The 24,435-nt window shown below is 74.5% G+C and carries 16 protein-coding genes; 5 read left to right on the forward strand and 11 right to left on the reverse strand.

Translation table 11 applies throughout. From position 1 onward, the window contains the following. Position 1 precedes the first annotated feature (1 nt). From ACFWJ4_RS18990 to ACFWJ4_RS19020, 7 genes are all read right to left on the reverse strand, one after another. On the reverse strand, positions 2-1,117 hold the full coding sequence (locus ACFWJ4_RS18990; protein WP_380545321.1) for a glycosyltransferase: 1,116 nt from the start codon (positions 1,115-1,117) through the stop codon (positions 2-4). Beyond that, positions 1,114-1,965 carry a polysaccharide deacetylase family protein gene (locus ACFWJ4_RS18995; RefSeq protein ID WP_380545323.1) on the reverse strand — a complete coding sequence of 284 codons (852 nt, stop codon included), beginning with the start codon at positions 1,963-1,965 and terminating at the stop codon, positions 1,114-1,116. The genes ACFWJ4_RS18990 and ACFWJ4_RS18995 overlap by 4 nt, the downstream gene beginning before the upstream one ends. Further along, positions 1,955-3,694: a lipid II flippase MurJ gene (locus tag ACFWJ4_RS19000; protein WP_380545325.1), complete on the reverse strand. Its 1,740-nt coding sequence runs from the start codon at positions 3,692-3,694 to the stop codon at positions 1,955-1,957. Before ACFWJ4_RS19000 ends, ACFWJ4_RS18995 begins: the two co-directional genes overlap by 11 nt. Beyond that, the gene (locus ACFWJ4_RS19005) at positions 3,691-5,037 is read right to left on the reverse strand and encodes an O-antigen ligase family protein (protein WP_380545326.1); all 1,347 of its coding nucleotides are present in this window, start codon (positions 5,035-5,037) and stop codon (positions 3,691-3,693) included. The genes ACFWJ4_RS19000 and ACFWJ4_RS19005 overlap by 4 nt, the downstream gene beginning before the upstream one ends. Before the next feature lie 6 nt (positions 5,038-5,043). Further along, complete coding sequence (locus ACFWJ4_RS19010; protein WP_380545328.1) at positions 5,044-6,459, reverse strand: sugar transferase; 1,416 nt, start codon at positions 6,457-6,459, stop codon at positions 5,044-5,046. 504 nt (positions 6,460-6,963) lie between these two features. Continuing rightward, positions 6,964-8,118 (reverse strand): glycosyltransferase, encoded by a 1,155-nt coding sequence (locus ACFWJ4_RS19015; protein WP_380545330.1) that lies wholly within the window; start codon positions 8,116-8,118, stop codon positions 6,964-6,966. Between the two features lie 261 nt (positions 8,119-8,379). After that, on the reverse strand, positions 8,380-8,820 hold the full coding sequence (locus ACFWJ4_RS19020) for an SRPBCC family protein (RefSeq protein ID WP_380545332.1): 441 nt from the start codon (positions 8,818-8,820) through the stop codon (positions 8,380-8,382). A 91-nt stretch (positions 8,821-8,911) separates the two neighbouring features. On the opposite strand from ACFWJ4_RS19020, the gene ACFWJ4_RS19025 reads away from it, so the two are divergent. Next, complete coding sequence (locus ACFWJ4_RS19025; RefSeq protein WP_380545334.1) at positions 8,912-9,814, forward strand: HipA family kinase; 903 nt, start codon at positions 8,912-8,914, stop codon at positions 9,812-9,814. A 210-nt stretch (positions 9,815-10,024) separates the two neighbouring features. Here the strand turns inward: ACFWJ4_RS19025 and ACFWJ4_RS19030 are convergent, their stop codons facing one another. From ACFWJ4_RS19030 to ACFWJ4_RS19045, 4 genes are all read right to left on the reverse strand, one after another. Continuing rightward, positions 10,025-11,512 (reverse strand): S8 family serine peptidase, encoded by a 1,488-nt coding sequence (locus tag ACFWJ4_RS19030; RefSeq protein ID WP_380545336.1) that lies wholly within the window; start codon positions 11,510-11,512, stop codon positions 10,025-10,027. 254 nt (positions 11,513-11,766) lie between these two features. After that, positions 11,767-12,885: an amidohydrolase family protein gene (locus tag ACFWJ4_RS19035; protein WP_380545338.1), complete on the reverse strand. Its 1,119-nt coding sequence runs from the start codon at positions 12,883-12,885 to the stop codon at positions 11,767-11,769. A gap of 3 nt (positions 12,886-12,888) precedes the next feature. Beyond that, positions 12,889-14,352 carry a glutamine synthetase gene (locus ACFWJ4_RS19040; protein ID WP_380545340.1) on the reverse strand — a complete coding sequence of 488 codons (1,464 nt, stop codon included), beginning with the start codon at positions 14,350-14,352 and terminating at the stop codon, positions 12,889-12,891. 77 nt (positions 14,353-14,429) lie between these two features. Continuing rightward, positions 14,430-17,141 carry an MXAN_6230/SCO0854 family RING domain-containing protein gene (locus tag ACFWJ4_RS19045; protein ID WP_380545342.1) on the reverse strand — a complete coding sequence of 904 codons (2,712 nt, stop codon included), beginning with the start codon at positions 17,139-17,141 and terminating at the stop codon, positions 14,430-14,432. Positions 17,142-17,690: 549 nt separating this feature from the next. On the opposite strand from ACFWJ4_RS19045, the gene ACFWJ4_RS19050 reads away from it, so the two are divergent. The 4 genes from ACFWJ4_RS19050 (at position 17,691) to ACFWJ4_RS19065 (ending at position 24,396) form a co-directional block, all read left to right on the forward strand. Further along, the gene (locus ACFWJ4_RS19050; protein WP_380545344.1) at positions 17,691-19,466 is read left to right on the forward strand and encodes a 3-hydroxyacyl-CoA dehydrogenase family protein; all 1,776 of its coding nucleotides are present in this window, start codon (positions 17,691-17,693) and stop codon (positions 19,464-19,466) included. A 260-nt stretch (positions 19,467-19,726) separates the two neighbouring features. Beyond that, positions 19,727-20,650 carry a TetR family transcriptional regulator gene (locus ACFWJ4_RS19055; RefSeq protein WP_380545346.1) on the forward strand — a complete coding sequence of 308 codons (924 nt, stop codon included), beginning with the start codon at positions 19,727-19,729 and terminating at the stop codon, positions 20,648-20,650. Positions 20,651-21,018: 368 nt separating this feature from the next. Beyond that, positions 21,019-22,356, forward strand: coding sequence for a crotonyl-CoA carboxylase/reductase (gene ccrA, locus ACFWJ4_RS19060; protein ID WP_359903375.1), 1,338 nt, complete (start codon positions 21,019-21,021; stop codon positions 22,354-22,356). A gap of 9 nt (positions 22,357-22,365) precedes the next feature. Further along, complete coding sequence (locus ACFWJ4_RS19065) at positions 22,366-24,396, forward strand: protein meaA (protein ID WP_380545348.1); 2,031 nt, start codon at positions 22,366-22,368, stop codon at positions 24,394-24,396. Positions 24,397-24,435 lie beyond the last annotated feature (39 nt).

Raw genomic sequence — 24,435 nt, forward strand, 5'->3', positions numbered from 1 at the left:
GTCAGACGCGGGCCAGCCGGTCGTAGAGGGCGCCCAGGTCGGCGGCGACCCGGGCGATGTCGTAGTGGCCGACGGCCGGGGGGTGCGGCAGCGGGTCGGCGATGTGCCCGCTGAGCGGCCGCAGGTCGCGCAGCGCGGCGGTGTAGGCGGCCGGCTCGGAGGGGATGCGGCGGGCCTGCGGGGCGGCGCTGGGCGGCAGTTCGTCGAGCGCCGGGCAGGCGCTGTGGCGCACCGGCAGCCCGGCCGCGAGGCCCTCCAGGACGCCGAGGCCGAAGGTCTCCGCGGTGGAGGGGGCGGCCAGCACGTCCAGGGCGGCCAGCAGTTCGGGCACGTCGTCGCGCTCGCCGGTGAGCACCAGTCGCTCCCGCACGCCGAGTTCCTCGGCCCGGCGCTCCAGCGCGGCGCGTTCCGGGCCTTCGCCGACCAGCACCAGCCGGGTGGCCGGGTCGAGCCCGGGCAGCGCCTCGACCAGCACCTCGAAGCGCTTGCCGGGCACCAGCCGGCCCACCCCGCCGACCGCCCAACTCCCCTGCGGCAGACCGATTTCGGCCCGCACCCGACGGCGGGCGGCAGCCCGTTCGGCGGGCGGGAGGCGGTAGCGGGAGGTGTCGATGCCGTTCGGGATCAGCTCGATCCGGGCGGGCGGGACGCCCCAGGAGCGCAGTGTCTGGGCGACCTGCCGGGAGACCGCGACGGTGGTGCTGCCGAGCCGTTCGGCCGCCAGGTAGAGGCCCTTGACGCCCCGGGTGACCGGGCGGCCCTCGATCACCCCGGCGTGCAGCGAGTGTTCGGTGGAGACCACCGCGCGCACCCCGGCCAGCCGGGCGGCCAGCCGGCCGTACAGCTGCGCCCGGTAGAGGTGGGTGTGCACCAGGTCGTAGTGGCCGGCCCGGACCAGCCGGACCAGCCGGGGCAGCGCGCCGAGGTCCCGGTTGCCGCGCATGCCGAGGTGGTGGACGGTGACGCCGTCGGAGCGCAGCGCGGCGGCGACCGCGCCCGGGTTGGTCAGGGCGAGCACCTCGCACTGCTGGTGCGCCGGCAGGTGTCGCAGCAGCAGGTGGAGCTGGCGCTCGGCGCCGCCGGCGGCCAGTCCGGTGACGATGTGCAGCACCCTCATGGCCGCGGCTCCCGGCGGGCGTGGCGCAGCTCGGTGGCGGCGTCGCGCAGCCGGTGCCGGCCCTGCTTGGCCCGCAGCCGCCAGGCGCCGTCGCGGTCGCCGACGTAGCAGCGGGGCAGGGCGAAGCGGCCGGTGAGCGGGGAGTGCGCGATGGCGCAGGCGTGGTCGTACCCGGCGTCGCGCACCGCCAGGGCGGCGGGCAGGTCGACGGCGCCGTACGGGTAGCAAAACCCGGCGACCGGGCCGCCGACGGCCTCCTCCAGCAGGCGCCGGCTCTCCCGGGCCTGGACGGCGAGGGCCTCGGCGGGCAGGCCGGGCAGCGCCCGGTGGCCCAGGCCGTGCGAGCCGATCTCCCAGCCCGCGGCGGCGAGTTCGGTGACCTCCTGGACGGTGAGCAGCTTCTTGCGCGGGCCCTCGGTGTCCCAGTCGTTGTCCCGGCCGAGCAGGTCGGCGACCACGTACGCGGTGGCGGTGAAGCCGTACGCCCGGAGGATCGGCACCGCGTACCGGGCGAAGTCGGCGTAGCCGTCGTCGAAGGTGAGGCCGACCAGCCTGTCGTCCCGGCCGAGGGCGCGGGCCCGCATCAGCTCGCGGACGGAGACGCCGCGCCGGCCGCGCCGGTGCAGCCAGGCGATCTGTTCGGCGAACCGCTCGGGGCTGACGGTGAGCCGGTAGGGATCCTCCGTCTCGACCGCCACCGAGTGGTACATCAGGATCCACGGCGAGGCGGAGCCGGGGATCGGCGGTTCGCCGACCGGATGGCGGCTCCTGGGCGGTCGTGCCCGGTGCGGCGGTGCGCTGCTGACGCTCGCCCGGGCCGAACGGACGGTGCCCCGTTCATTGTCCATCGGGACGCTTCCCTTCTTCGGCGGCGGTTGGCGGGTTCCGGACGGGCCCCAGCGCCCGGGCGACGGCGAGGACCGGGCCGCGCACCTCGCGGGCGCCGAGCCCGGTGCCGAGGGCCGCGAAGGCCAGCACGACGGTGAGGCCCCCGAGGAGGGTCGAGAGCAGGGGGTCGGCGGTCGGTCCGGCGACGGCGGCGCCGAGCACGGCGGCCCCGGCGGCGGCGGCCACCAGCCGGCCGTGGCCGCCGAGCACCCGGCGCAGCCGCAGCGGGATGCCCCGCAGCACCAGGCCGTGCAGCAGCAGGGCGGCGGCGGCGGTGATGCCGGCCGCGTTGCCGGCGGCCAGCCCCAGGGCGCCGAAGCGGGGTGTGGCGAGCAGGCCGGTGGCGACGGTGACGCCGAGGCCGAGCACCATCGCGGCGGCCGGGTACCAGTCCAGCAGCCGGCGGCGGCCGTCCTCGCCGCCCGGGTCGTCGGCCCGGCGGACCACCGGGCGCAGCGAGAAGTAGGGGCGGATCATCACGCCGGTCAGTGCCTGGGCGGGCAGGCCGAAGCTGTACACCCGGATCACGTCGGCGGTGGCGGCGGTGTCGTGCGGGCCGAAGGCGCCGCGTTCGAACAGCAGCGAGACCGCCGAGGGGGCGCAGGCCATCAGGAAGGCGGTGCCGAGCAGGACGACGGCCGCCGCCTGGCCGAGGTCCTTCTCCACCCGGTCGCGGGCGGCGGTGAGGTCCCCGGCGGCGAGCGCCCGGGCGACCAGCGGGAAGGTGACGGTGCAGATCAGGAGACCCGCCGTCATGGCGAGCTGGGAGACCTTGGCGGCGTAGTTGAGGTGCGAGATGGTGCCGGGCGGCAGCGCCGAGCCGAGGTAGCGCTCGACGAAGACCTGCGACTGGCGGGTGAGGGTGAAGGCGGCCACCGGCAGCAGGGCCAGCGGCATCAGCACCAGGGCCCGGCGCGAGCGGCGGCCGCGGCCGGTGTCGGGCGGGCCCTGGCGCAGCCGACGCAGGAAGGGGCCGACCAGCAGACCGACCATCAGCAGGCTGCCGGCCGCGACGCCGAGGGCGGCGGAGCGCACCCCGAGGTAGGCGTGGAGGCAGAGCAGGACGGCGAGGATGCCGAGGTTGTAGGCGACGTAGATGCCGGCCGGGGCGGGGAAGCGGTGGTGGGCGCGCAGTGCGGCGGCCAGGTAGCCGGCCACGCCGAAGGGCAGCACGGTGATCGCGGTGATCCGGGTGCAGGTGACGGCCAGGGCGGGGTCGGTGAGGCCGGGGGCGAGCAGGTCGACCAGTTCCGGGGCGCCCAGGACGACGGCCAGGGCGAGGCCGCCGAGCGCGATCAGCAGCCAGGGCAGGGTGGCGCGGACCAGTTGGCGGACCGGGTCGGGGGCGTCCGGGTCCTCCTCGCGCAGCACCAGGGCGAGGGCGAAGGCCGGCACCATGAGGAAGGACATGGCGTCCTCGATCAGCAGCGGTGCGGCGGTCTCGGGGACGGTCCAGGCGACCAGGAAGGCGTCGGTGCCCTGGTTGGCGCCGAAGTAGCGGGCCAGCAGGAGGTCACGCAGCAGGCCGAGGCCGGAGCCGGCGGCGCTGAGGACGGCGGTGATGCCGAAGGCCTTGGCGAGGAAGCCGCGCCGGGGGGCCGGGTGGGGCTCGGCGGGCGGGTCCTCGCCGGTGGCACCGCGGGGGGCCGGGAGGGAGGGGACGACGGCGGCGGGCGGGTCGGTGGTCACCGGGCCGCTCCGGTGGCCACCGGGCCGGTGGCGGGACGCTCGGGTCGGTGGGCGGCCGCGCGGGCGGCGAGGCCGAGGACGACGGAGGTCAGTACGGTGGTGGCGCCGCCGATGTCCGCGTACAGGAAGTCGACCAGCACCCAGGTGAGCAGGGCGAGTGCGGCGAGCCCGGGGCCGTGGCGGTGGCGCAGGCAGCCGGTCAGCAGGGCGAGGAAGAGCGCGGCGTAGGCGGTGATGCCGATCAGGCCCTGCTCGCTCAGCACCAGGAGGTACATGTTGTGCGGGGAGAGCAGCGGTTCGCGCTGGAAGCCGATGGTGGCGTCGGCGGCGTCGCTGCCGGAGGACAGCCGCAGCGGGGCGTGGCTGTCGCGCAGTTGCTGGAAGGCCTTGGGTCCGGCGCCGTGCACGGGGTGGTCCTGCCAGATCCGTCCGGCGGTGGACCACAGGTCGTACCGGTCGGAGACGGACTGGTCGGGGGCGGCGGAGACGGAGCCGATCGAGCTGAGCCGCTTGGTGACACCGGAGCCGCCGAGGCCGAGGCCGCCGACCAGGACGACCACGGCGGCCAGGCCGAGGACCGCGCCGCGCACCAGCAGCCGGGCGTCGACGCGCAGCAGCAGCACGGTGGCGGCGAGGCCGGTGGCGATCCAGCTGCCGCGGCTGAAGGAGACGGCCAGCGGGAAGGCGAGGAAGGCGGCGGCGGCGAACATCGCGCGGCGCAGCCGGGCGTTGCCGTCGGGGCCGCGCTCGGCGAGGCCGAGCGCGAGGGCGGCGAGCAGCCCGTAGCTGACCACGCTGGACATCGCCATGATGTCGAGGGCGCCGAAGGTGCCGACGGCCCGGATCGGCTGGCCGGTGTAGGAGGCGCCGGTGTGGGTGAGGTACTGCTTGGCGCCGACCACGCCCTGGATCAGTGCGGCGAGCACGAAGGAGCCGAGGACCAGGCGCTGGTCGGTGCGGTCGTGCAGGGAGCAGAGGACGGCGGCGGGGACCAGGACGAACACCTGGGTGAGGCGGACGAAGCCGGTGGCGCTCGCGGCGGGGTCGATCGAGCCGACGGTGGCGACGGCGGCGGCGACCACGACGGCGCCGAACAGGGCGCAGGCGGTGCGGCTGATCGCGGGCAGGCGTCCGCGCAGCAGGTCGAGCGCGGTGAGGGCGACCAGGGCCAGCGAGGCGAGGTCGGCGGCGGTGATGTGGAAGGCGGCGGCGACGTCCTTCTGCCCGGTGGGCACGCAGACCAGCAGGACTGTGGCGGCGGCCAGCGGGCTGGTGCGCTGTGCGAGCGCGGGCAGGGCCCCGCGTAAGACCGGGCGATGGAGGGCGGGGAGGGTCAGGGCCACGCGGGGTCAGCTCCCGTCCGGGTGGAGCATCAGGGCCGCCGTGCGGCACAGGATCTTGACGTCCTGCCAGAGGCTCCAGCTCTCGATGTAGCGGTTGTCGAAGCGGGCCCGGTCCTCGATGGAGGTGTCCCCGCGCAGACCGTTGACCTGGGCCAGGCCGGTGAGACCGACCGGGACCCGGTGGCGGTCCGCGTACTCGGGGTAGGCCTGGCCGAACCTCATGACGAAGTACGGCCGTTCGGGACGCGGGCCGACCAGGCTCATGTCGCCGCGCAGGACGTTCCACAGCTGGGGCAGCTCGTCCAGCGAGCTCCTGCGCAGCAGCCGGCCGACGGTGCCCATCCGGTGGTCCTGGGAGATGTTCCAGCGGGTGGCCGACTCGTGCTCGTTGCTCGGGCGCAGGGTGCGGAACTTGAGGACGGTGAAGACCCTGCCGTCCAGGCCGGTGCGCTGCTGGCGGAAGAGCACGCCGGGGCCGGTGTCGAAGCGGACGGCGAGCGCGCAGAGCACCAGGACGGGGGCGAGCAGCAGCAGGCCGGCGGTGGCGGCGGTGACGTCCAGGGCGCGCTTGACGGCCCAGCCGGGGCGGCGCCGCGCGGGGCGGCCGACCCGCAGACAGGGGAAGCCCCACAGGTGGTCGCCGCCGGTGACCGGGGTGGCGGCCAGCGAGCCGTACTCGCGCAGCGCGGGCACCAGCCAGACCTGGCAGCCGAGCCGGGCGGCGTCGCGCAGGGTCGCGGCGGTCTCGGCCTCGTCGGCGGCGCCGGCGGTGGCGACCACCTGCTGGACGCCGTGCCGGCGCACTTCGCGCTCCAGTGCCTCGCGGCCGCCGAGGACGGGCAGGTCGGTGCCGCCGGGCAGCAGCGGCGGGTCGGCGTCGAGGAAGCCGACCGGGCGCATCCCGTACTCGCCGTGCTCGCGCAGGGCGGTGGCGACCCGGCGGCCGAGCCGGCCGGCGCCGAGCACCAGGACGGGGCTGGGGCGGCTGCGGCGGATCCGCCGGACCAGGTGGTAGAGGACGGCGCGGCCGACGGCGGCGATCAGCAGCTGGACGCCGAGCAGGACGGTGAGCCGGGCGGGACTGGCCGGGCCGCAGTCGGGCCAGCGGCCGTCGAGGCAGCCGGACAGGGTGACGGCGAAGGCGGTGGCGACCACGGCCCGGGCGGTGAGGGCGGGCAGTTCGTCCAGGACGGAGAGGGTGAGCCGGGAGCGGTAGAGGCCGCCGGCCAGGTTGAGCAGGAGCAGCAGGGGCAGGACGGCGGGGACGCCGAGCAGGGGGTCGAGCGGGGCGGCGGGGTCGACGGCGTGGTTGGCGATGCCGCCGGCGGAGCACAGCGCGATGATGTCGGCCTGGACCAGGGCGAGCGACAGGGCCAGCCGGGAGCGGACCGCCCCGCGGGGCCGGCGCGGCGACGTGACCACCCCAGGGCGCGCCGCTCCTGCCGGCCGGTCGAGCAGCCCGGTACCGGGCCGGCGGGGACCGGAGAGGGGCCCTCCCGAGCGCGGCACACTGTCGTGGTCAATGGTCATCAGCGCACGATCTCCCCTGCTGTGTGCCCGGGGTGACGGTGCCCCGGCACCGGCTGGCGCGGGGCTGCCGTCCCGGCCCGGTGGGCGCGGTCCTGACAGCGCCTGCTGCCGCTGGCGGCTTCCGGATGTCCGGTGGCGGGGCCGATTGCGAAGGAACCGGTCACGAAGGAGTCGGTCGCACGGAGCTCAGCCGTGAATTCCCGGCATGAAATCTGAACGAAGCAGGCAAAATCCGACAATACAGAACCGGGCCGTACGGAGCGGAAGTTGACTTGCCGATTCATTCCAGCCGCCCATTAATAGGTATTTCGGATTTAATGCCTCGCCTCCGCATCCAGTCGAGGGTGCGAATACGACAACACCGGAAACGGCGGGCATTCACGGCATGTGAAACGATCAGATCCGCTCTGGGATACGGGCCCGGCGCCGCCCCGACGCCGGTCCCGCACCCAGCAGGTGACGGTAGAGAACGTCCACCTGTTCGACCACGGTGCGCACGTCGTGCCGACCGATCACGTGGTCGCGCAACCGGGCACCACGTCGCTCGCATTCGATCGAATCGGACAGCGCGTCCCCCATTCGGATGGCGAGGGCCCGCGCGTCCTCGGGCGGGACCACCGCCCGCGCGAGCTCGGACGGCGGCAGGCACTCCCGGGCACCGGGCACATCGGTCAGCAGCACCGGACGGGCGGCCGCCATCGCCTCCAGCGGGGCCAGCGCCATCCCCTCCCAGCGCGAGGGCAGCACCACCAGGTCGGCCGCCGCCAGCCACGGGCGCGGATCCGGCACGTCCCCGACCAGCCGGATCCGGGCGGGCTCGGCGGTCTGCCGGACCAGCTCCGCCACCCGCTGCTCCTCCGGCCCGCCGCCGACCAACGCCAGCCGGGCCCGCGGCACCCGGCGCAGCACCTCCGGCCAGGCGGCCAGCAGCACGTCCTGGCCCTTCTGCCGGCACAGCCGCCCGACGCACACCGCGAGCGGGGCGTCCAGGTCCAGACCGAGCGCGATCCGGGCGGCGCGGCGGTCGGCGGGCGCGTAGTGGCGCACGTCCACGCCGTTGGGCACCACCGCCCAGTCGGCGTGCACCCCCGCCGCCACACCGTCGGCCCGCTCCTGGACGCTGACGCACAGCACCCGGTGCGCCCAGCGGGTCGCGAACCGCTCCCAGCGCAGGGTGGCGGCGCCCAGCGCGCCGTCGACGGCGGCGAACGACCAGGCGTGCGGCTGGAAGACGGTCGGCACCGCGCCGCGCACCGCGAGCCGGCCCGCCAGTCCGGCCTTGGCGCTGTGCAGGTGGACCACGTCGGGCGCCGCCGCCCGGACGATCCGGCGCAGCCGCCAGGCCTCGGCGGGGGTGCCCGGGCCGGGCGAGCGCCGCGCGGGCCAGTCCTGGACCAGCGCGCCCACCGCGGCGGCCTCCCCGGCCAGCCGCCCGCCGCGCGGGCAGGCGACCATGACCCGGTGGCCGGCCTCCCGCTGGCCCCTGACCAGATCGGCGACGACGCGGGCGACCCCGCCGTCCACCGGTTGTGAAATGTGAAGGATCGTCATATGCACGGCGGCGAGCCTAGGGTGGCCCGCCGGTTCCGGGCGGCCCTCGTCACCCGCAGGTGGCGGTTCGGCCACCCGTACGGCTTTCGGCTCGTACGGGAGACCGAAGCGCTCGAATCGGCAGGCGATTCGAGCGCTTCGATGGATCCACTCGCGCGAATCGCGCGGTTGGCGATTCCGGCGGGGCCCGGCGGCCGCGGCGGTCCTCGGCGGCCGCAGCGGTTCTCGGGAGGTCCCGGTGGTCCCTGAGCGGGCTCAGGCTCAGCGGACCTCGGCGGCCAGGTTGGTCAGCACCTGGTCGTGGATCCGGTTGAGGCCCTTCGGGGCGAAGGTGCGCTCGAAGAAGCCGCCGATGCCGGTCGCGCCCTGCCAGGTGGCGGTCACGGTGACCTTGGAGCGGCCCTCGCCGACGGCCGAGACCGTCCAGGTGATCACCATGCTGGAGTTGGCGTCCTTCTCCACCAGCTGGTCGGGCTCGGGCGCGGAGACGGTGAAGAGGCAGTCGCGCACCCGCTTCTCGGTGGCCTGGAGCCGCCAGTGCACCTGGGTGCCGGCACCGGTGCCGCCGACCCGCACCTCGTACTCGCTGTACTGCGCGGGCAGCAGCTTCGGGCGGGTCACCTGGTAGTCGGCCAGCGCCTCGTACACCCGCTCGGGGGCCGCGTCGTAGACCCGCTCCGTGGTGGCCTGCACCTGTCCCATGACCTTGCTCTCCTCATCCGGTGGGAACCGCTCTGTCCGGCAAGCCAATCACAGGCTCACGCCCGCGACGCGGCGGGATAGGGTGGCCGGTGTGCTCGATCTGGTGACTGCCGTGCGCTACGTCGATCCACTGCGGGCCGGCGGCTCCGTCCCCGGCGTGGTGGAGACCGACGACCTGGGAACGTACGTGGTCAAGTTCACCGGGGCCGCGCAGGGCCGCAAGGCGCTGATCGCCGAGGTGATCGTGGGCGAGCTGGCCCGGCGGCTGGGCCTGCGGGTACCGGAGCTGCGGCTGGTGGACTTCGACCCGGCCGTCGCCGCCCAGGAGCCGGACACCGAGATCCAGGACATGCTCAAGGCCAGCGCCGGGCTCAACCTCGGGATGGACCTGCTGCCCGGCGCGCGGGACTTCACGCCGGGGATGATCGCGGTGGACTCCGCCGAGGCCGGCCGGGTGGTCTGGCTGGACGCCCTGACCGGCAACGTCGACCGCACCGTGCACAACCCCAACCTGGTGGTCTGGCACGGGCGGCTCTGGCTGATCGACAACGGCGCCGCGCTGATCTTCCACCACCGCTGGGCGGGGGCCGGGGCGGCGGTCGGCAAGCGGTACGACCTCAGCGCCCACGCGCTCGGCGGCTCGGCCCCGGACGTCCGGCTGGCCGACGAGGAGCTCGGGCCGATGGTCACCGTGCCGCTGCTGGAGGAGGTCGTGGCGCTGGTCCCGGACGAGTGGCTGGCCGGCGAGCCCGGCTTCGACTCGGTGGACGCCGTCCGGCACGCCTACGTCACGCACCTGGCCGCCCGGGTGGTGCTCTCCGAGGAGTGGCTGCCGGAGGGCTTCGCCACGCCCGAGCAGCTGCGCGAGGCGGAGCGGCGGCGGGCGGCCCGGACCAGGGCGGGGCGGCCGGCCTGGCTCCAGGAGGTGCCGGACCTGCACGGCAAGCCGTCGGTGGAGACGGTCTGGGAGCACCACTTCGACGAGGAGCGGTAGTTCTTCGTCGGGTCGGGCGCGGGGCGACCGCGGCCGGTGCTCCGGCAGTCCGGCTCCGCGGTGCCCCGGCGCCCCGGTGCTCGAATGCGACCGAACAGCGACCGAACGGCGATCACCCGCGACCGGCCGGTGCGCGAACGCGGCCGGGGAGCGGGACCCAGTGGTCCCGCTCCCCGGCTCTACTGTTCAGTGCTGTCCGCGGTCAGCGCGTCAGCGCCACCACTGGACCGCCTTCTCGGCGTTGACCAGGCCCGCGCCGTAGAAGCCGTTGTCGTCCGCGCCGCCCTCGCAGGTGGCCTTCCAGGTGCCGGCGCCGCCCGGGTTGAACTCGCCCTTCGGGCACGGGACGGACTCGGCGTGGGTGGTCAGCAGCTCGGTCAGCTCGTCCGGGCTGGCCCACGGGAAGGTGCTGGCGAGCAGCGCGGCCACGCCGGCGACGTGCGGGGTGGCCATCGAGGTGCCCTGCATGTAGCCGTACTTGCCACCGGGGATGGTGGACCGGATGCGGCCGTCCTTGTCCGGGGTGTTCGGGAACTGGAAGCGGCGGTCGCCACCCGGCGCGGTGACGGACACGACGCCCTTGCCGTAGCTGGAGTAGTACGCCTTGACGCCGTCGGAGCCGACCGCGGAGACGGCCACGACGCCGGGCAGCTCGGTCGGCAGCGACAGGCAGTCGTTGGTGACCGGGCGGGTGCCGGGGGTGGTGTCGTCCGGGCTGGCCACGTCGACGGTCTTGTGCGCCAGGTCGATGTTCTCGTTGCCGGCGGCGGCGATGTTGAGCACGCCCTTGCGCTGCGAGAAGGCGACGGCCTTGCGGACGGCGTCCGAGATGGCCGCCTGGTCCTTGTCCGTCTTGCAGTTGAACATCCACGGGTCGACGAAGTAGCTGTTGTTCGTGACCTTGAAGCCGTGCTCGCCGGCCCAGACGAAGCCGCAGACCGCGTTCTCCGGGTAGATGAACCCGCCGTCGTCGACGACCTTGACGGCGGCCAGCTTCACGTTCGGCGCGACGCCGACGATGCCCTTGCCGTTCTTGGCGGCGCCGATGGTGCCGGCCACGTGGGTGCCGTGGTCGCTGGTGGTCGGCTGCCAGGCCTTCCAGTCGGTGTTCGTCCTGCCGTCGATGCAGGAGACCGACTGCGAGGCGTCCACGTTGGCGGCAAGGTCCTCGTGGGTGGCGTCGATGCCGGAGTCCAGCACGCCGACGGTCACGTTGCGGCTGCCGAGCGAGATCTTGTGGGCCTTGTCGGCACCGATCTGACGCATGTCCCACTGGTAGGCCTCGTCGGGGTCCTCACCCGGGGCGGCCGCCACGGCGGCCGACTCGGTGGCGACCTCGGCCTTGCCCTGGTCGGAGGCCTGGATGCCCTTGGTGCGGCTGGCGCCGACCGAGTCGACGCCCTTGGCCAGGCGCAGCTTCTCGGCGAACTTGGTGTCGTTCGAGCGGGCGACGACGACGCCGACCTGCTCGTAGGACTGGACGACGGTGCCGCCGAGGCCGGTGATGGCCTTCTCGACCTTCTGCACCTGGCCGTGGTTGGCCTTGGTGTTGACGACGTAGCTCATCAGCGGACCGGTCGTCGAGTCGGCCGCGGGAGCCGCGACGGCGGTGCCGGCCGGCAGCGCGAGGGCACCGGCGGTGGCGAGCACGACGCCCACGGCCGCGTACCGGGTACGGCTGATCCGAGGAACACGCATGAGGGTTGGCCTCCCGAGGCGTCAGGCGGCAGCTGCGGTAGGCAGGTGCGCTTGGGAATGACCGGGACGCTAATGAATATTTGGTTATAAGCGCAAGGGGTAGTCATCTAATCGTCACATCTTGACCAGGAGCAGGGGTTACCGCCGCCCGGCGGTCAACAAGGAAAACAGAGGTCAAGAGTGTTAAAAAGTGATGGTTCGCCGACGTGCTGCCACACCCGTCACGGCATCCGCCACCAGGACGGATCGCACCCCTACAACGCGTACAGCCGACGCGCGTTGTCGGCCGCGAGCAGCCGCGCCACCCGCCCGGCATCGGCCGCGGAGCAGGCGCCGTCGGCACGCCAGTCCGCGAGCACCGCACCCAGTCCGTACCGGAACTGACAGGTGCCCACCAAATAAAGTTCGGGCAGCCCGTAGGCGTCGGTGGAGAACAGCAATTTGCCGAACGGGGCCAGCTCCAGCATCTCGCCCAGCACCGCGGCCACCCGCGGCCCGGTGTAGGAGGCGGTCAGCCCGAGGTCGGTGTACACCGTCGGGAAGGCCTGGGCCAGCCAGGCGGCCTGCCGGTGGTACGGGTACCCGTGCAGCAGCACCAGCGGGACGCCGCTGGGCTCGGCGGCCCGCACGAAGTCCGTCAGCAGCGACGGGTCGGCCCGGTGCAGGGTGAGGTCCGGATCGCCGAAGCCGGTGTGGAGTTGGAGCGGCAGGCCGAGCTCGGCGCAGACGTCCACCGCCGTCCAGAGCAGGTGGTGCAGCAGCACCGGGTCGGTCAGCCGGCCCCGCCCGCCTCGCAGGTGGGCGCCGGCCGCGGCCACCACGGCCGCGGCGGCGGGGCGTTCGGCGGGCGCGGCCAGACCGTGCCGGTAGGCGAGCACCGACTTGACCGCGACGGCCCCGGCCGCGGCCGACGCGAGCGCCTGTGCGACGGCCCGCGGCCAGTCCCCGGCGCCGGCCGTCACCGTCTCGGCGACCGACTCCAGCCGGACCACCTCGCGCACCGACGCCCCGGTGGCCGCGGCGAGTTCGGCCAGCGGCAGCAGCTCGTGGCCGGCGGCGGTGGCCAGCCCGGTGTCCACCAGGCAGGTGTCCAGGCCGGCCGCCGCCAGCAGTCGCCCGGTGGCCTCGGCCGCGCCCAACTCCCGCCGCCGGGCCAGGTAGTCGGCGGCCGGGGTGTGCGCCGGCAGGCCGAGCACGGGCGGGCACCAGCGCCGCACCGCGAGGCCCAGCGCGCTGTCGAAGGGCGAACAGCCGGGAGCGGGCGGCCGGTCGGACTCGGTGAGCAGCCCGGCCAGGGCCTCGTCGGTGAGCTCGGCCGCGACCACGCTGTGGCAGTGGTGGTCGACCAGCGCGGGCTCCCCCGGCCGGGCCACCGTTCAGTACCGCCAGCGGGTGGCCATGACCAACTCCTCGGGAGTGACGGCCGCGTACTGCTCCTGCTCCGCCCGTCGCACCGCCAGCACCGCCTGGTAGAGCGGCTCGCCGAGCGCCTCGCGCAGCACCGCGGAGCGCTCGTACGCGGCGATCGCCTCGGCCGGGCCCGCCGGCAGCCGGGGCACCGTGCCGGGCTCGGCGGCCGCCGGATCCCCGGTGAACTCCGTTGGCAGCGCGCGGCGCTGGTCCAGCCCGGCGAGACCGGCGGCGATCACCCCGCCGACCGCCAGGTACGGGTTGGCGCTCGCGTCGAAGCACTTGACCTCGGCGTTGGCCGCGGCGGCCCGCTCCCCGGTGGAGCCGGTCACCAGGCGCAGCGCGGCCTCGCGGTTCTCCAGACCCCAGCACTGGTAGGCGCCGGCCCAGTGCGAGGGCACCAGCCGCAGGTACCCGGCCGGGCTGGAGCAGCCCAGCACCAGCAGTTCGGGCAGCGCGTCCAGCACCCCGGCGAGGAATCCCTCGGCCTCGGCCGTCAGGCCGTGCGGACCGGGGCCGCCGTGGCCGAGGTTGCGCCCGTCGCGCCAGAGGCTGAGGTGCAGGTGCCCGCCGTTGCCGACGCCGCCGGTCTCGACCACCGGGGCGAAGGAGACCCGCAGGGCGTGCCGGGCGGATACGGCCCGGACGGTGTGCCGGACCAGGACGGAGGTGTCGGCGGCGGCGACCGGGCCCTCGGGGGCGACCGAGACCTCGAACTGGCCCGGGGAGTACTCGGGGTGGATCTGCAGGACGGTCAGCCCCTGCCGGCCGAGGGCGCGCAGGACGTCGCGCAGGTAGTCGGAGAGGTCGGTGACCCGGTGCATCCCGTACGCCGGGCCGTGCGTCGGGTACTGCGGGTCCTCCTTCGGGGCGCCGGCCAGGGCGACCGTCCACTCGACCTCGATGCCGGCCTTGAGGCCCAGTCCGCGCGCGGCCGCCGTGGCCTCGGCCCGGCGGGCGAACAGCCGCTGGCAGCCGGGGTGCGGGGCGCCGGCCTGGGTGTACCTGTCCCCCGGGGCCCAGGCCCAGCCGGGCTGGGCGGCCAGCGGGACGACCCGGTCGAGGTCCGGGTAGAGCCTGAGGTCCCCGGTGGGGCCGCCGATGATCGCGCTGGTGGTGATCGCGTCGTCGGCGAGGAACACGTCGAAGCAGGGCGCGGTGCCGACACCCCACTGCGCGGCGTGCACCAGACCGCCGAGCGGCACGGCCTTGACCCGGGTGATACCGGCGTTGTCCACCCAGGTGACGGCCACCGCCTCGACGGCCTCGGTGCGCAGCCGGTCGACGGCCTCCTCGGCGCGCTCGGCCCGGTCGGCGCGCGATGGCAGCGCGACGGCCGCGGCGGCGGCGGCGGCGAGCCGTTCGGCGGTGACGGGCGGCTCGTCGGGACCGGGCACAGTGGGGCCGGCGGTGGCGGTTCCGGTGGTCATGTCCCCATGCTGCCCCGCCGGTCGGGGTCGGATAACTCCCCTATCGGGTGGTCCTCTTGGCGACCGTGTTCACCCGTTCACCCGTTCGGGGCGAACCTGGCCGTCCACTCCCCCGCGGTGATCCGCTCCAGGGTGTCCGGGGCGGCGTCGGTCGGGCCCGGGTAGAGCCGGTAGAGCGTCCCGCGCGCCTCCGCCGGCGCGGGCACGTCGGCGTGCACCAGGGCGGCGAACGCCCGGGCGCCGTCGAGGCGTTCGGCGATCAGCCGGGCGGTGTCGTCCGGCGGCAGCTCGGTGCGCCGGTCGCTCTCGTGGCGGGCGCGCAGCCGTTCGGCGAAGGCGCTCACCGGCTCGTCCGCGCCCCGCCGGTAGACGTCGAGCCCGCGGCCGGTCCGGTCGCGGACCAGCACCTCGTCGCTGCCCGCCGCGGCGGTGGCGCAGGCGAGGTCCCAGAGGGTGGCCCGGGAGCCGGGGGCGAAGTGCGTCAGGACGTCGGCGGCCAGCGTGCCGATCCTGGCGTGGTGCCGGTCGAGGTTGTGGAACCCGCTGCCGGCGCCCGCGTTGAGGTCGGTCCAGGTGTAGTCGCGGCGCCGCAGGTCGACGATCATCGGCACGCAGATCCTGGCGTCCCCGGCGAGGTCGAGGCGCTGGCGGACGCCCTTGGGGTGGAAGCCGCTCTTGCGCTGCCGGGCGGCCTCGGACGGGGTCAGTGCCATGAATCCGGCGAAGGCGTCGGTGAGGTCCTCGAACGGGATGTCGTTGTAGCTGAACACCACCACCACGGCGTACCGGGCGCCGGCCTCGTCCAGCGCCGGCAGGTCGAGGTCGACGAACTCGGTGGCGCCGTGCGGCGGCGGGGCGCTGGTGTAGTCCCCGGAGTGGACGGCGGCCCGCGGCCCGGTGACCAGCCGGGTGTAGTCGCACAGGCCGACGAACTGCCACTCCTCGTCGTAGAAGGCGACCGACAGGTCGAGGTCCACCCGCTGGTGCGGGCGCTGCGTCCAGTGCAGGAACAGCCGCAGCCGCTGCCCGTCCGGGATCCGCTGCACGCTGCCGCGCGGCACGGCGACCAGGGTCCTGGCGCTGGCGCGCTCGGCGAAGGGAACGACCAGGTCGGCCAGCGCGGCGTCCAGCACGGCCACCTCGTAGCGCTCCGGCCCGTGGGCCGACCGCCCGGCCCGGCGCAGCAGTTCGGCCTCGATCAGGACGCAGACGGGCGCGCTGAGAGCGGCCGGGACGGGCGTGCCCCGGTCGGCCCGGGCGTGCGCCGAGGCGACCCGGCCGCGCGGGAAGTACAGCCGCCGCTCGCCGTACTCGCGCGGCGCGCGCAGCCGTCCGTACGCGCCGAGCAGCGGGCCGGGGGCGACGGCGCGCAGGGCGCCGGGCAGCGCCTCGGCGAGTTCGGCGGGCAGCGGTTCGCCGGGCAGCCAGGCGGCGTGGACCCGCAGCAGGTGGTGCAGTCGGCGCACCAGTTCGCCGGGACGGCCGGCCAGCAGCCGGACGGCGGCGGGCAGGTCGCCCTGTCCGAGGGCGCGCTCGACCCGGGCGGCGAAGGTCTCCACGGTCAGCCGGGTGTGGCCGCCGGGCGTCTCGCTCACCCGCAGCGGGGCGGGCGCCTCGCGCAGCAGCGAGCCGAGGCCGTGGAGGTCGAGATCGCTCTGCCGGACCACCGCGAACGCGGCCGCCGCGTACGGGAAGCGGGCGCGGTGTTCGTACGGGTGCAGCAGTTCGCCGGCCCGCAGCCAGGGCTCGCGGTGGCGGCGCAGGTCCTCGGCGAGGGTGCCGACCGGGAACGCGTCCAGGACGGCGAGCAGGTCGCGGCGCAGCGGGCGGGGCAGGTTGCGCAGGCGCAGTGTGCGGGCGGTCTCGGGCAGCAGGTCGGGCTCGGCGCCGGACCAGGCCCAGATCAGCCGCAGGACGTCGGTGGCGGTGGTGAGGTGGGCGGCCAGCAGCGGCCGGGCGGCCTCCCGGTCGCGGTGCAGCAGGGCGGCCAGCACGGTGGCGCGGGTCTCCCGGACGGGGATCTCGGCGGGCAGCCAGCCGGCCGGGTCGTCCGGGGCGTGGTGGAGCAGCAGGGCGAGGTCCTCGCGGTCCTGCGGGCTCAGCGGGGTCTGCCGGGCGAGCAGCGCGGCCAGCCCGGTGGCGGCGAGGAGGCCCACGTCCTCGGGGCCGGCCCGGCGCAGTGGCTTGAGCTGCCGGCCGGTCCGCAGTTCGCGGGCGGCGTTGCGGGCGGCCCTGGTGTCGTTGGACAGGCGGCGCTTTCGCTCCAGCGGGGTGCGGCAGAGCGGGCAGTGGGGGTCGCCGCCGTTCTCGACCAGTTCCAGGTAGCAGTCGCCGCACAGCAGGTGGGCGCAGGGGGCGAGGGCACCGATCCCGGCTTCCAGGCTGTCGCGCTCGCAGACCAGGCAGATCTGGCTCGCCTGGCAGAGCAGGTAGCCGCGGACGAGCGCGGAGTAGTCGGCGTGGGCGTGGGAGGGCACGCCCTCGGGGAAGCGGCGGAACAGCGGGGTGTGGCCGCGGTCGGCGCCGAGCATCGCGTCGATGCCGCGCAGCAGCCGGGTGCCGGCCGCGGCGAGGTCGAGCGGGCGCAGCCGGCCGAGCGCGGCGCGCAGCGGGGCGGTGAGCACGTGGCCGCGCCGGACGAGGTCGGCCTCCAGGGCGACCAGCCCCTGGGCGGACCACGGCAGGGGCTCGTCGGGCCCGGCTCCGGGCTCGACCCGGACCATCCCGTGGCGGTGCAGCAGGTAGGCGTCCAGTGCGGCCTCGGGCGCCACGGCGTTCTGCTTCTTCACTGCTCTTCCCCCGGTGGATACGACGAAGCGGGGGCGGAGAGTGGGCGCACTCGGGTTCATTTTGCAGATGAGTGAGAAGGAAGCACGCCGCGGAGCCGCCCCCGCGTCGATCACCCTAGCGAACGCCCGCCCGCGGCCCCGAACGGTTTTCCGCCCACGCCCCCTTCCTACTCACCAGTAGCTTCGCTACAGTGGCCGGACACGCACCTCCGCCGGGCTTCGGGAGCCGCACCGGCGGCAGGCCGCGGTCGCCGCTTCTCCGGCGCCCGCGCGGTGCGCTTTCACCGGCAGGTGCCGCGGACCGCGGCGGGCCGGGTTCCTCCTCGTATCAGAGCCGCTTCCTTCACCTTCGAGCGCCTGAGCACCACGGCACATCCGCAGTTCGGCCGGAGCGGACCGGCCCCTGCCCGGATGCGCCGCACCCCGTCATCTCCCCAGCCCCCGCGCGTGGACCCTCCTCCGGCGGCGGCCGCCCCCGGCGCGCGTCCGGGCGTGGCGGCGCGCCCGCCGGAGCACGCGCGGGCCCTTCATGACTAGGAGTCAGGACAGATGGAGCGTCCCTTCCCCACTGTCGCCGTCGTCGGCCTCGGCACGATGGGTGCCGGCGTCGCGGTGGCGGTCGCCAAGAGCGGCCGCCGGGTGATCGGCATCGAGGCCACCGAGGACTCGGCCGCCCGGGCACTGGCCCGGATCGAGGAGGCCACCGCGCACGCGGTCGACCGGGAGCGGCTGACCGCCGAGGAGCGCACCGGGCTGCTGGCCCGGATCTCCGTCGGCCACGAACTGGCGGCCGCCGCCGGGGCGGACCTGGTGATCGAGGAGGTGCCCGAGCAGCTGGAGCTGAAGCGGGAGGTCTTCGCCGAGCTGGACCGGATCTGCCCGGAGGCCACCGTGCTGGCCACCGGCACCACCGCGCTGTCGGTGACCCGGATCGCCGCCGCGACCTCCCGTCCGGAGCGGGTGCTCGGCCTGCACTTCTTCAACCCGGTGCACGGCATGAAGCTGGTCGAGGTGGTCCGCACCGTACTGACCTCCCCGCGGACCGCCGAGGACGCCGCCGCCTTCGCCCGCGACCTCGGCAAGGAGCCGGTGGCGGCCGGCGACCGGGCCGGCTTCGTGGTGAACGGCCTGCTGTTCGCCTACCTGAACCAGGCCGCCGCGATGTTCGAGTCCAAGTACGCGTCGCGGGAGGACATCGACGCCGCGATGCGGCTCGGCTGCGGCCTGCCGATGGGCCCGCTGGCGCTGCTCGACCTGATCGGCATCGACACCGCCCGCACCGTGCTGGAGGCGATGTACGAGCAGTCCCGGGACCGCCTGCACGCGCCCGCCCCGATCCTCGGCCAGCTGGTCGCCGCCGGGCTGCTGGGCCGCAAGACCGGCCGCGGCTTCTACACCTACGAGGCGCCGGGCTCCTCCCGCGCCGTGGACGCGGCCACCGGGCCGGCCCGGCCGAAGGTGCCGGGCCGGGCGGTGCGCACCGTCGGCGTCTGCGGCTCGGGGACGATGGCCACCGGCATCGCCGAGGTGTTCGCCAAGGCCGGGCACCCGGTGCTGCTGGCCGCCCGCAGCCAGGAGAAGGCCGAGAAGGCCAAGGCGCAGCTGGCGAAGTCGCTGGAGCGCTCGGTGGCCAAGGGCCGGCTGTCCGCCGGGGCGCGGGACGCCGCACTGGCGCTGGTCACCCCGGTCGGCCAGTACGCCGAGCTGGCCGAGGTGGACCTGGTGGTCGAGGCGGTCGCCGAGGACCTGGCGGTCAAGCGGGAGCTGTTCGCCACCCTGGACAAGATCGTCAGGCCTGGCGCGGTGCTCGCCACCACCACCTCCTCGCTGCCGGTGATCAGCTGCGCGACCGCCACCTCGCGGCCGCAGGACGTGATCGGCATGCACTTCTTCAACCCGGCCCCGGCGATGAAGCTGGTCGAGGTGGTCTCCACCGTGCTGACCGCGCCGGACGTCACCGCCACCGTGCTGGAGCTGACCGCCGGGGTCCGCAAGCACCCGGTGGAGTGCGGCGACCGGGCCGGCTTCATCGTCAACGCGCTGCTCTTCCCCTACCTGAACGACGCGGTGCGGATGCTCCAGGAGCACTACGCGACGGTGGACGACATCGACACCGCGATGAAGCTCGGCTGCGGCTACCCGATGGGCCCGTTCGAACTGCTGGACGTGGTCGGCCTGGACGTCTCGCTGACGATCGAGCAGGTGCTGCACCAGGAGTTCCGCGAGCCCGGCCTGGCCGCCGCGCCGCTGCTGGAGCACCTGGTCGCGGCGGGCTGCCTGGGCCGCAAGACCGGCCGCGGCTTCCGCGACCACGCGCGCCGATGACCACGCCGCAGGCCGGGGGCGGCCCGTACGAGACGCCGTACGGGCCGCCACCGCACGGGGCGCAGCCCTACGGCGGCGCGGCTTCCGGCAACGGCGCCCCGCCGCAGGGATCCGCGCCCTCCGCGGCCTCCGCGCGCCCCGGTTGGAGCCCCGGGACGGTGTCCTCCCGCTGGCCCCGCCCGGCCGTGACCGGTCCGGTCGCACCGGTGCGGCGGGGAAGGGCCGTGGCCGCGCCGTCCGGGCCGTGTAGCGTTCCGGACATGGATCGGGTTCAGTCAAGCTCCCCGCAGCACCCCGCCGGGCCGCACGGCGGCGACGGCCGGACCGCCCCCTCGACCGGGGGCACCGGGCCGGACGGCGGGCCGGGCAGCCGCCGGGCGGCGGCGCAGCGCCAGCAGATGCGCCAGGACCTGGCCACGGCCGCGATGGAGCTGTTCGCGTCGCAGGGCTACGAGGAGACCACGGTCGACCAGATCGCGGCCGCCGCCGGGGTGGCCCGGCGCACCTTCTTCCGGTACTTCCGGTCCAAGGAGGAGGCGATCTTCCCGGACCACGACGACACCCTGGTGCGGGTGGCCGACCTGCTGGCAAGCGCGGAGCCGGAGGAGCACCCGCTGGACGTGGTCTGCCGCGGCATCAAGGAGGTGCTGCGGATGTACGCCTCCACCCCGGGGGTGTCGGTCGCGCGGTACCAGCTGATCCGTCAGGTTCCGGCGCTGCGCGAGCGGGAGATCGCCGTGGTGGCCCGCTACGAGCGGCTGTTCACCCGCTACCTGCTGGGGCGTTTCGACACCGGCGAGTCCATCCCGTCCGGCTGGCAGCGCGGCGGCGAGGACGACTCGATGCTGGCCGAGGTCTCGGCGGCGGCGGTGGTCGCGGCGCACAACCACGTGCTGCGGCGCTGGCTGCGGGCCGGCGGCCGGGGCGACGTGGAGGCGCAGCTGGACCACTCCTTCGAGGTGATCCGGCGGACCTTCTGGGCCGCCAGCGCGCCGGGTGCCAGGCGTCGGGGATCGGTGGTGGCACCGGGTGCCAATGGGACCCTCGGGGACACCGGGGCGGAGAGCGCACTGAGTGCCAGTCCCGGAGGTGAGGTGCTCATCACAGTCGCCCGGACGGACGCTCCACTGGAGGTCGTGGTGGACAGCATCCGGGCCGCACTGAGTGGCGCCCGGGAGTCGTAAGCGCGGTATTCACGCAGGTCAGAGCGGTATCGAGGGCCCGCGCCGAGAAGTCGGCGCGGGCCCTTCGCATGCCCGCGCAACGCGCGTCACGCCGCCCCGGAGGCCGCCGGAATTCGTGACACCCGGTGTCTTTACGAGTGGCACAGGGTGCCACTACCTTGTTACTCACCAGTCGCGGCGCCGCGGCTCCCCACCTCGGCGCGCCGTCGTCCGGCGTTCCCACACCCCGGGAGCAGAGCCAGAACGGCCCGGTCCACCCCGGGTGCCCAGTCTGACCCGCCCACCACCCACCTCAGCGAAGCCGGTGTCCGCTCCCGGCTCCCCCAGACGCCCTGTGCCCTCACACAGGTACGCCTTCGGAGGCAGCCATGCAGGAAATCCTCGACGCGATCATCAGCACCGACACCACGTCGGCGGACTTCGCGGCGATCAAGCTCCCCGAGTCCTACCGCGCGGTGACGCTCCACAAGGACGAGGAGCAGATGTTCGCGGGCCTCGACAGCCGCGACAAGGACCCCCGCAAGTCCCTTCACCTCGACGAGGTCGCCCTGCCCGAGCTGGGCCCCGGCGAGGCCCTGGTCGCCGTCATGGCGAGCGCGGTGAACTACAACACCGTCTGGAGCTCGATCTTCGAGCCGGTCTCCACCTTCGGCTTCCTGGAGCGCTACGGCCGGCTGTCGCCGCTCACCAAGCGCCACGACCTGCCGTACCACGTGGTCGGCTCCGACCTCGCCGGCGTGGTGCTGCGCACCGGCGCCGGGGTCAACGCCTGGAAGCCGGGCGACGAGGTCGTCGCGCACTGCCTCTCGGTCGAACTGGAGTCCGCGGACGGCCACAACGACACGATGATGGACCCGGAGCAGCGCATCTGGGGCTTCGAGACCAACTTCGGCGGCCTGGCCCAGCTGGCCCTGGTGAAGACCAACCAGCTGCTGCCCAAGCCCAAGCACCTCACCTGGGAGGAGGCCGCCTCCCCCGGTCTGGTCAACTCCACCGCCTACCGCCAGCTGGTCTCGCGCAACGGCGCCGGCATGAAGCAGGGCGACAACGTGCTGATCTGGGGCGCCAGCGGCGGCCTCGGCTCGTACGCCACCCAGTACGCGCTGGCCGGCGGCGCCACCCCGATCTGCGTGGTCTCCAACGACCAGAAGGCCGAGATCTGCCGCGCCATGGGCGCCGAGGCGATCATCGACCGCTCCGCCGAGGGCTACCGGTTCTGGAAGGACGAGCACACCCAGGACCCGCGCGAGTGGAAGCGCCTGGGCGCGAAGATCCGCGAGTTCACCGGCGGCGAGGACGTGGACATCGTCTTCGAGCACCCGGGCCGGGAGACCTTCGGCGCCTCGGTGTACGTCACCCGCAAGGGCGGCACCATCGTCACCTGCGCCTCCACCTCCGGCTACATGCACCAGTACGACAACCGGTACCTGTGGATGTCGCTCAAGCGGATCGTCGGCTCGCACTTCGCCAACTACCGCGAGGCCTTCGAGGCCAACCGCCTGATCGCCAAGGGCAAGATCCACCCGACCCTGTCCAAGGTCTACTCCATGGAGGAGACCGGCCAGGCCGCCCTGGACGTGCACCACAACAAGCACCAGGGCAAGGTCGGCGTGCTCTGCCTGGCCCCCGAGGCGGGCCTGGGCGTCACCGACCCCGAGCTGCGCGAGAAGCACCTGCCGGCCATCAACCGCTTCAGGAACGTGTGAGACCCGCCGATGACTGAGCCCCAGAAGCGCGACCGGCCCTGGCTGATGCGCACCTACGCCGGCCACTCCACCGCGAGCGACTCCAACGCGCTCTACCGGCGGAACCTGGCGAAGGGCCAGACCGGCCTGTCCGTCGCCTTCGACCTGCCGACCCAGACCGGCTACGACTCCGACCACGTCCTCGCCCGCGGCGAGGTCGGCCGGGTCGGCGTCCCGGTCGGCCACGTCGGCGACATGCGCACCCTGTTCGACGGCATCCCGCTCGAACGGACCAACACCTCCATGACGATCAACGCCACCGCGATGTGGCTGCTGGCGCTCTACCAGGTGGTCGCCGAGGAGCAGGGCGCGGACGTCGCCAAGCTCACCGGCACCACCCAGAACGACATCGTCAAGGAGTACCTGTCGCGCGGGACGCACGTCTTCCCGCCCGGCCCGTCGGTGCGGCTGATCACCGACATGATCGCCTACACGGTCGGCAACATCCCCAAGTGGAACCCGATCAACATCTGCAGCTACCACCTGCAGGAGGCCGGGGCCACGCCCGTCCAGGAGATCGCCTACGCGATGTGCACCGCCATCTCGGTGCTCGACGCCGTGCGCGACTCCGGCCAGGTGCCGGCCGAGCGGATGGGCGAGGTGGTCGCCCGGATCTCCTTCTTCGTCAACGCCGGCGTGCGCTTCGTCGAGGAGATGTGCAAGATGCGCGCCTTCGCCCGGCTGTGGGAGAAGGTCACCCTGGAGCGCTACGGCGTCACCGACCCCAAGCAGCGCCGCTTCCGCTACGGCGTCCAGGTCAACTCGCTCGGCCTGACCGAGGCCCAGCCGGAGAACAACGTCCAGCGGATCGTCCTGGAGATGCTGGCCGTCACCCTCTCCAAGGACGCCCGCGCGCGTGCCGTCCAGCTGCCCGCCTGGAACGAGGCGCTCGGCCTGCCCCGGCCCTGGGACCAGCAGTGGTCGCTGCGCATCCAGCAGGTGCTGGCGTACGAGTCGGACCTGCTGGAGTACGGCGACATCTTCAACGGCTCCGAGGTGATCGAGGCCAAGACCGACGAGCTGCTGGCCGGCGCCGAGGCGGAGATCGCCAAGGTGCTGGAGATGGGCGGGGTGATCCCGGCCGTCGAGTCCGGCTACCTGAAGTCCAACCTGGTCGCCTCGCACGCCGCCCGCCGGGCCCGGATCGAGTCCGGCGAGGACAAGATCATCGGGGTGAACTGCTTCGACACCACCGAGCCGAGCCCGCTCACCGCCGACCTCGACACCGCGATCATGGTGGTCGACCCGGCCTCCGAGCGGTCCGTGCTCGCCGCCCTGGAGACCTGGCGCGCCGAGCGCGACGAGGCCGCCGCCCAGGCGTCGCTGGCCGAGCTCAAGGCCGTCGCCGCCACCGGGACCAACCTGATGCCGGCCACGCTCGCCTGCGCCCGGGCCGGCGTCACCACCGGCGAGTGGTCCTTCGCCCTGCGCGAGGTCTTCGGCGAGTACCGCGCGCCCACCGGCGTCGGCGGCGCGCCCGTCGCCGTGGCCGCCGAGCCCGGCGGCGAGCTGGAGCAGGTCCGTGCCGCGGTCGCCGCCACCGCCGCGGAGCTGGGCGCCGGCAAGCTGCGCCTGCTGGTCGGCAAGCCCGGCCTGGACGGGCACTCCAACGGCGCCGAGCAGATCGCCGTCCGGGCCCGCGACGCCGGCTTCGAGGTGGTCTACCAGGGCATCCGGCTGACCCCGGAGCAGATCGTCTCCGCCGCCGTCGCGGAGGACGTGCACTGCGTGGGCCTGTCCATCCTCTCCGGCGCGCACAGCGAGCTGGTGCCCGACGTCCTGAAGCGGCTGCGCCGCGCCGGGGTGGAGGATGTCCCGGTGATCGTGGGTGGCATCATCCCGGCAGCGGACGGCGAGGCCCTCAAGGCCGCCGGCGTCGCCGCCGTGTTCACCCCGAAGGACTTCGGCATCACCACCATCATCGGCCGGATCGTGGACGAGATCCGGCTGGCCAACAAGCTCCAGCCGTGGACGCCCGCACCGACCGCGGCCACGAACTGAACAGCTGACCAGCTGACCACTGGGAAGGAACCCTCGATT

It is taken from the genome of Kitasatospora sp. NPDC127067, assembly GCF_042724755.1.
Lineage (GTDB): Bacteria > Actinomycetota > Actinomycetes > Streptomycetales > Streptomycetaceae > Kitasatospora > Kitasatospora lactacystinica.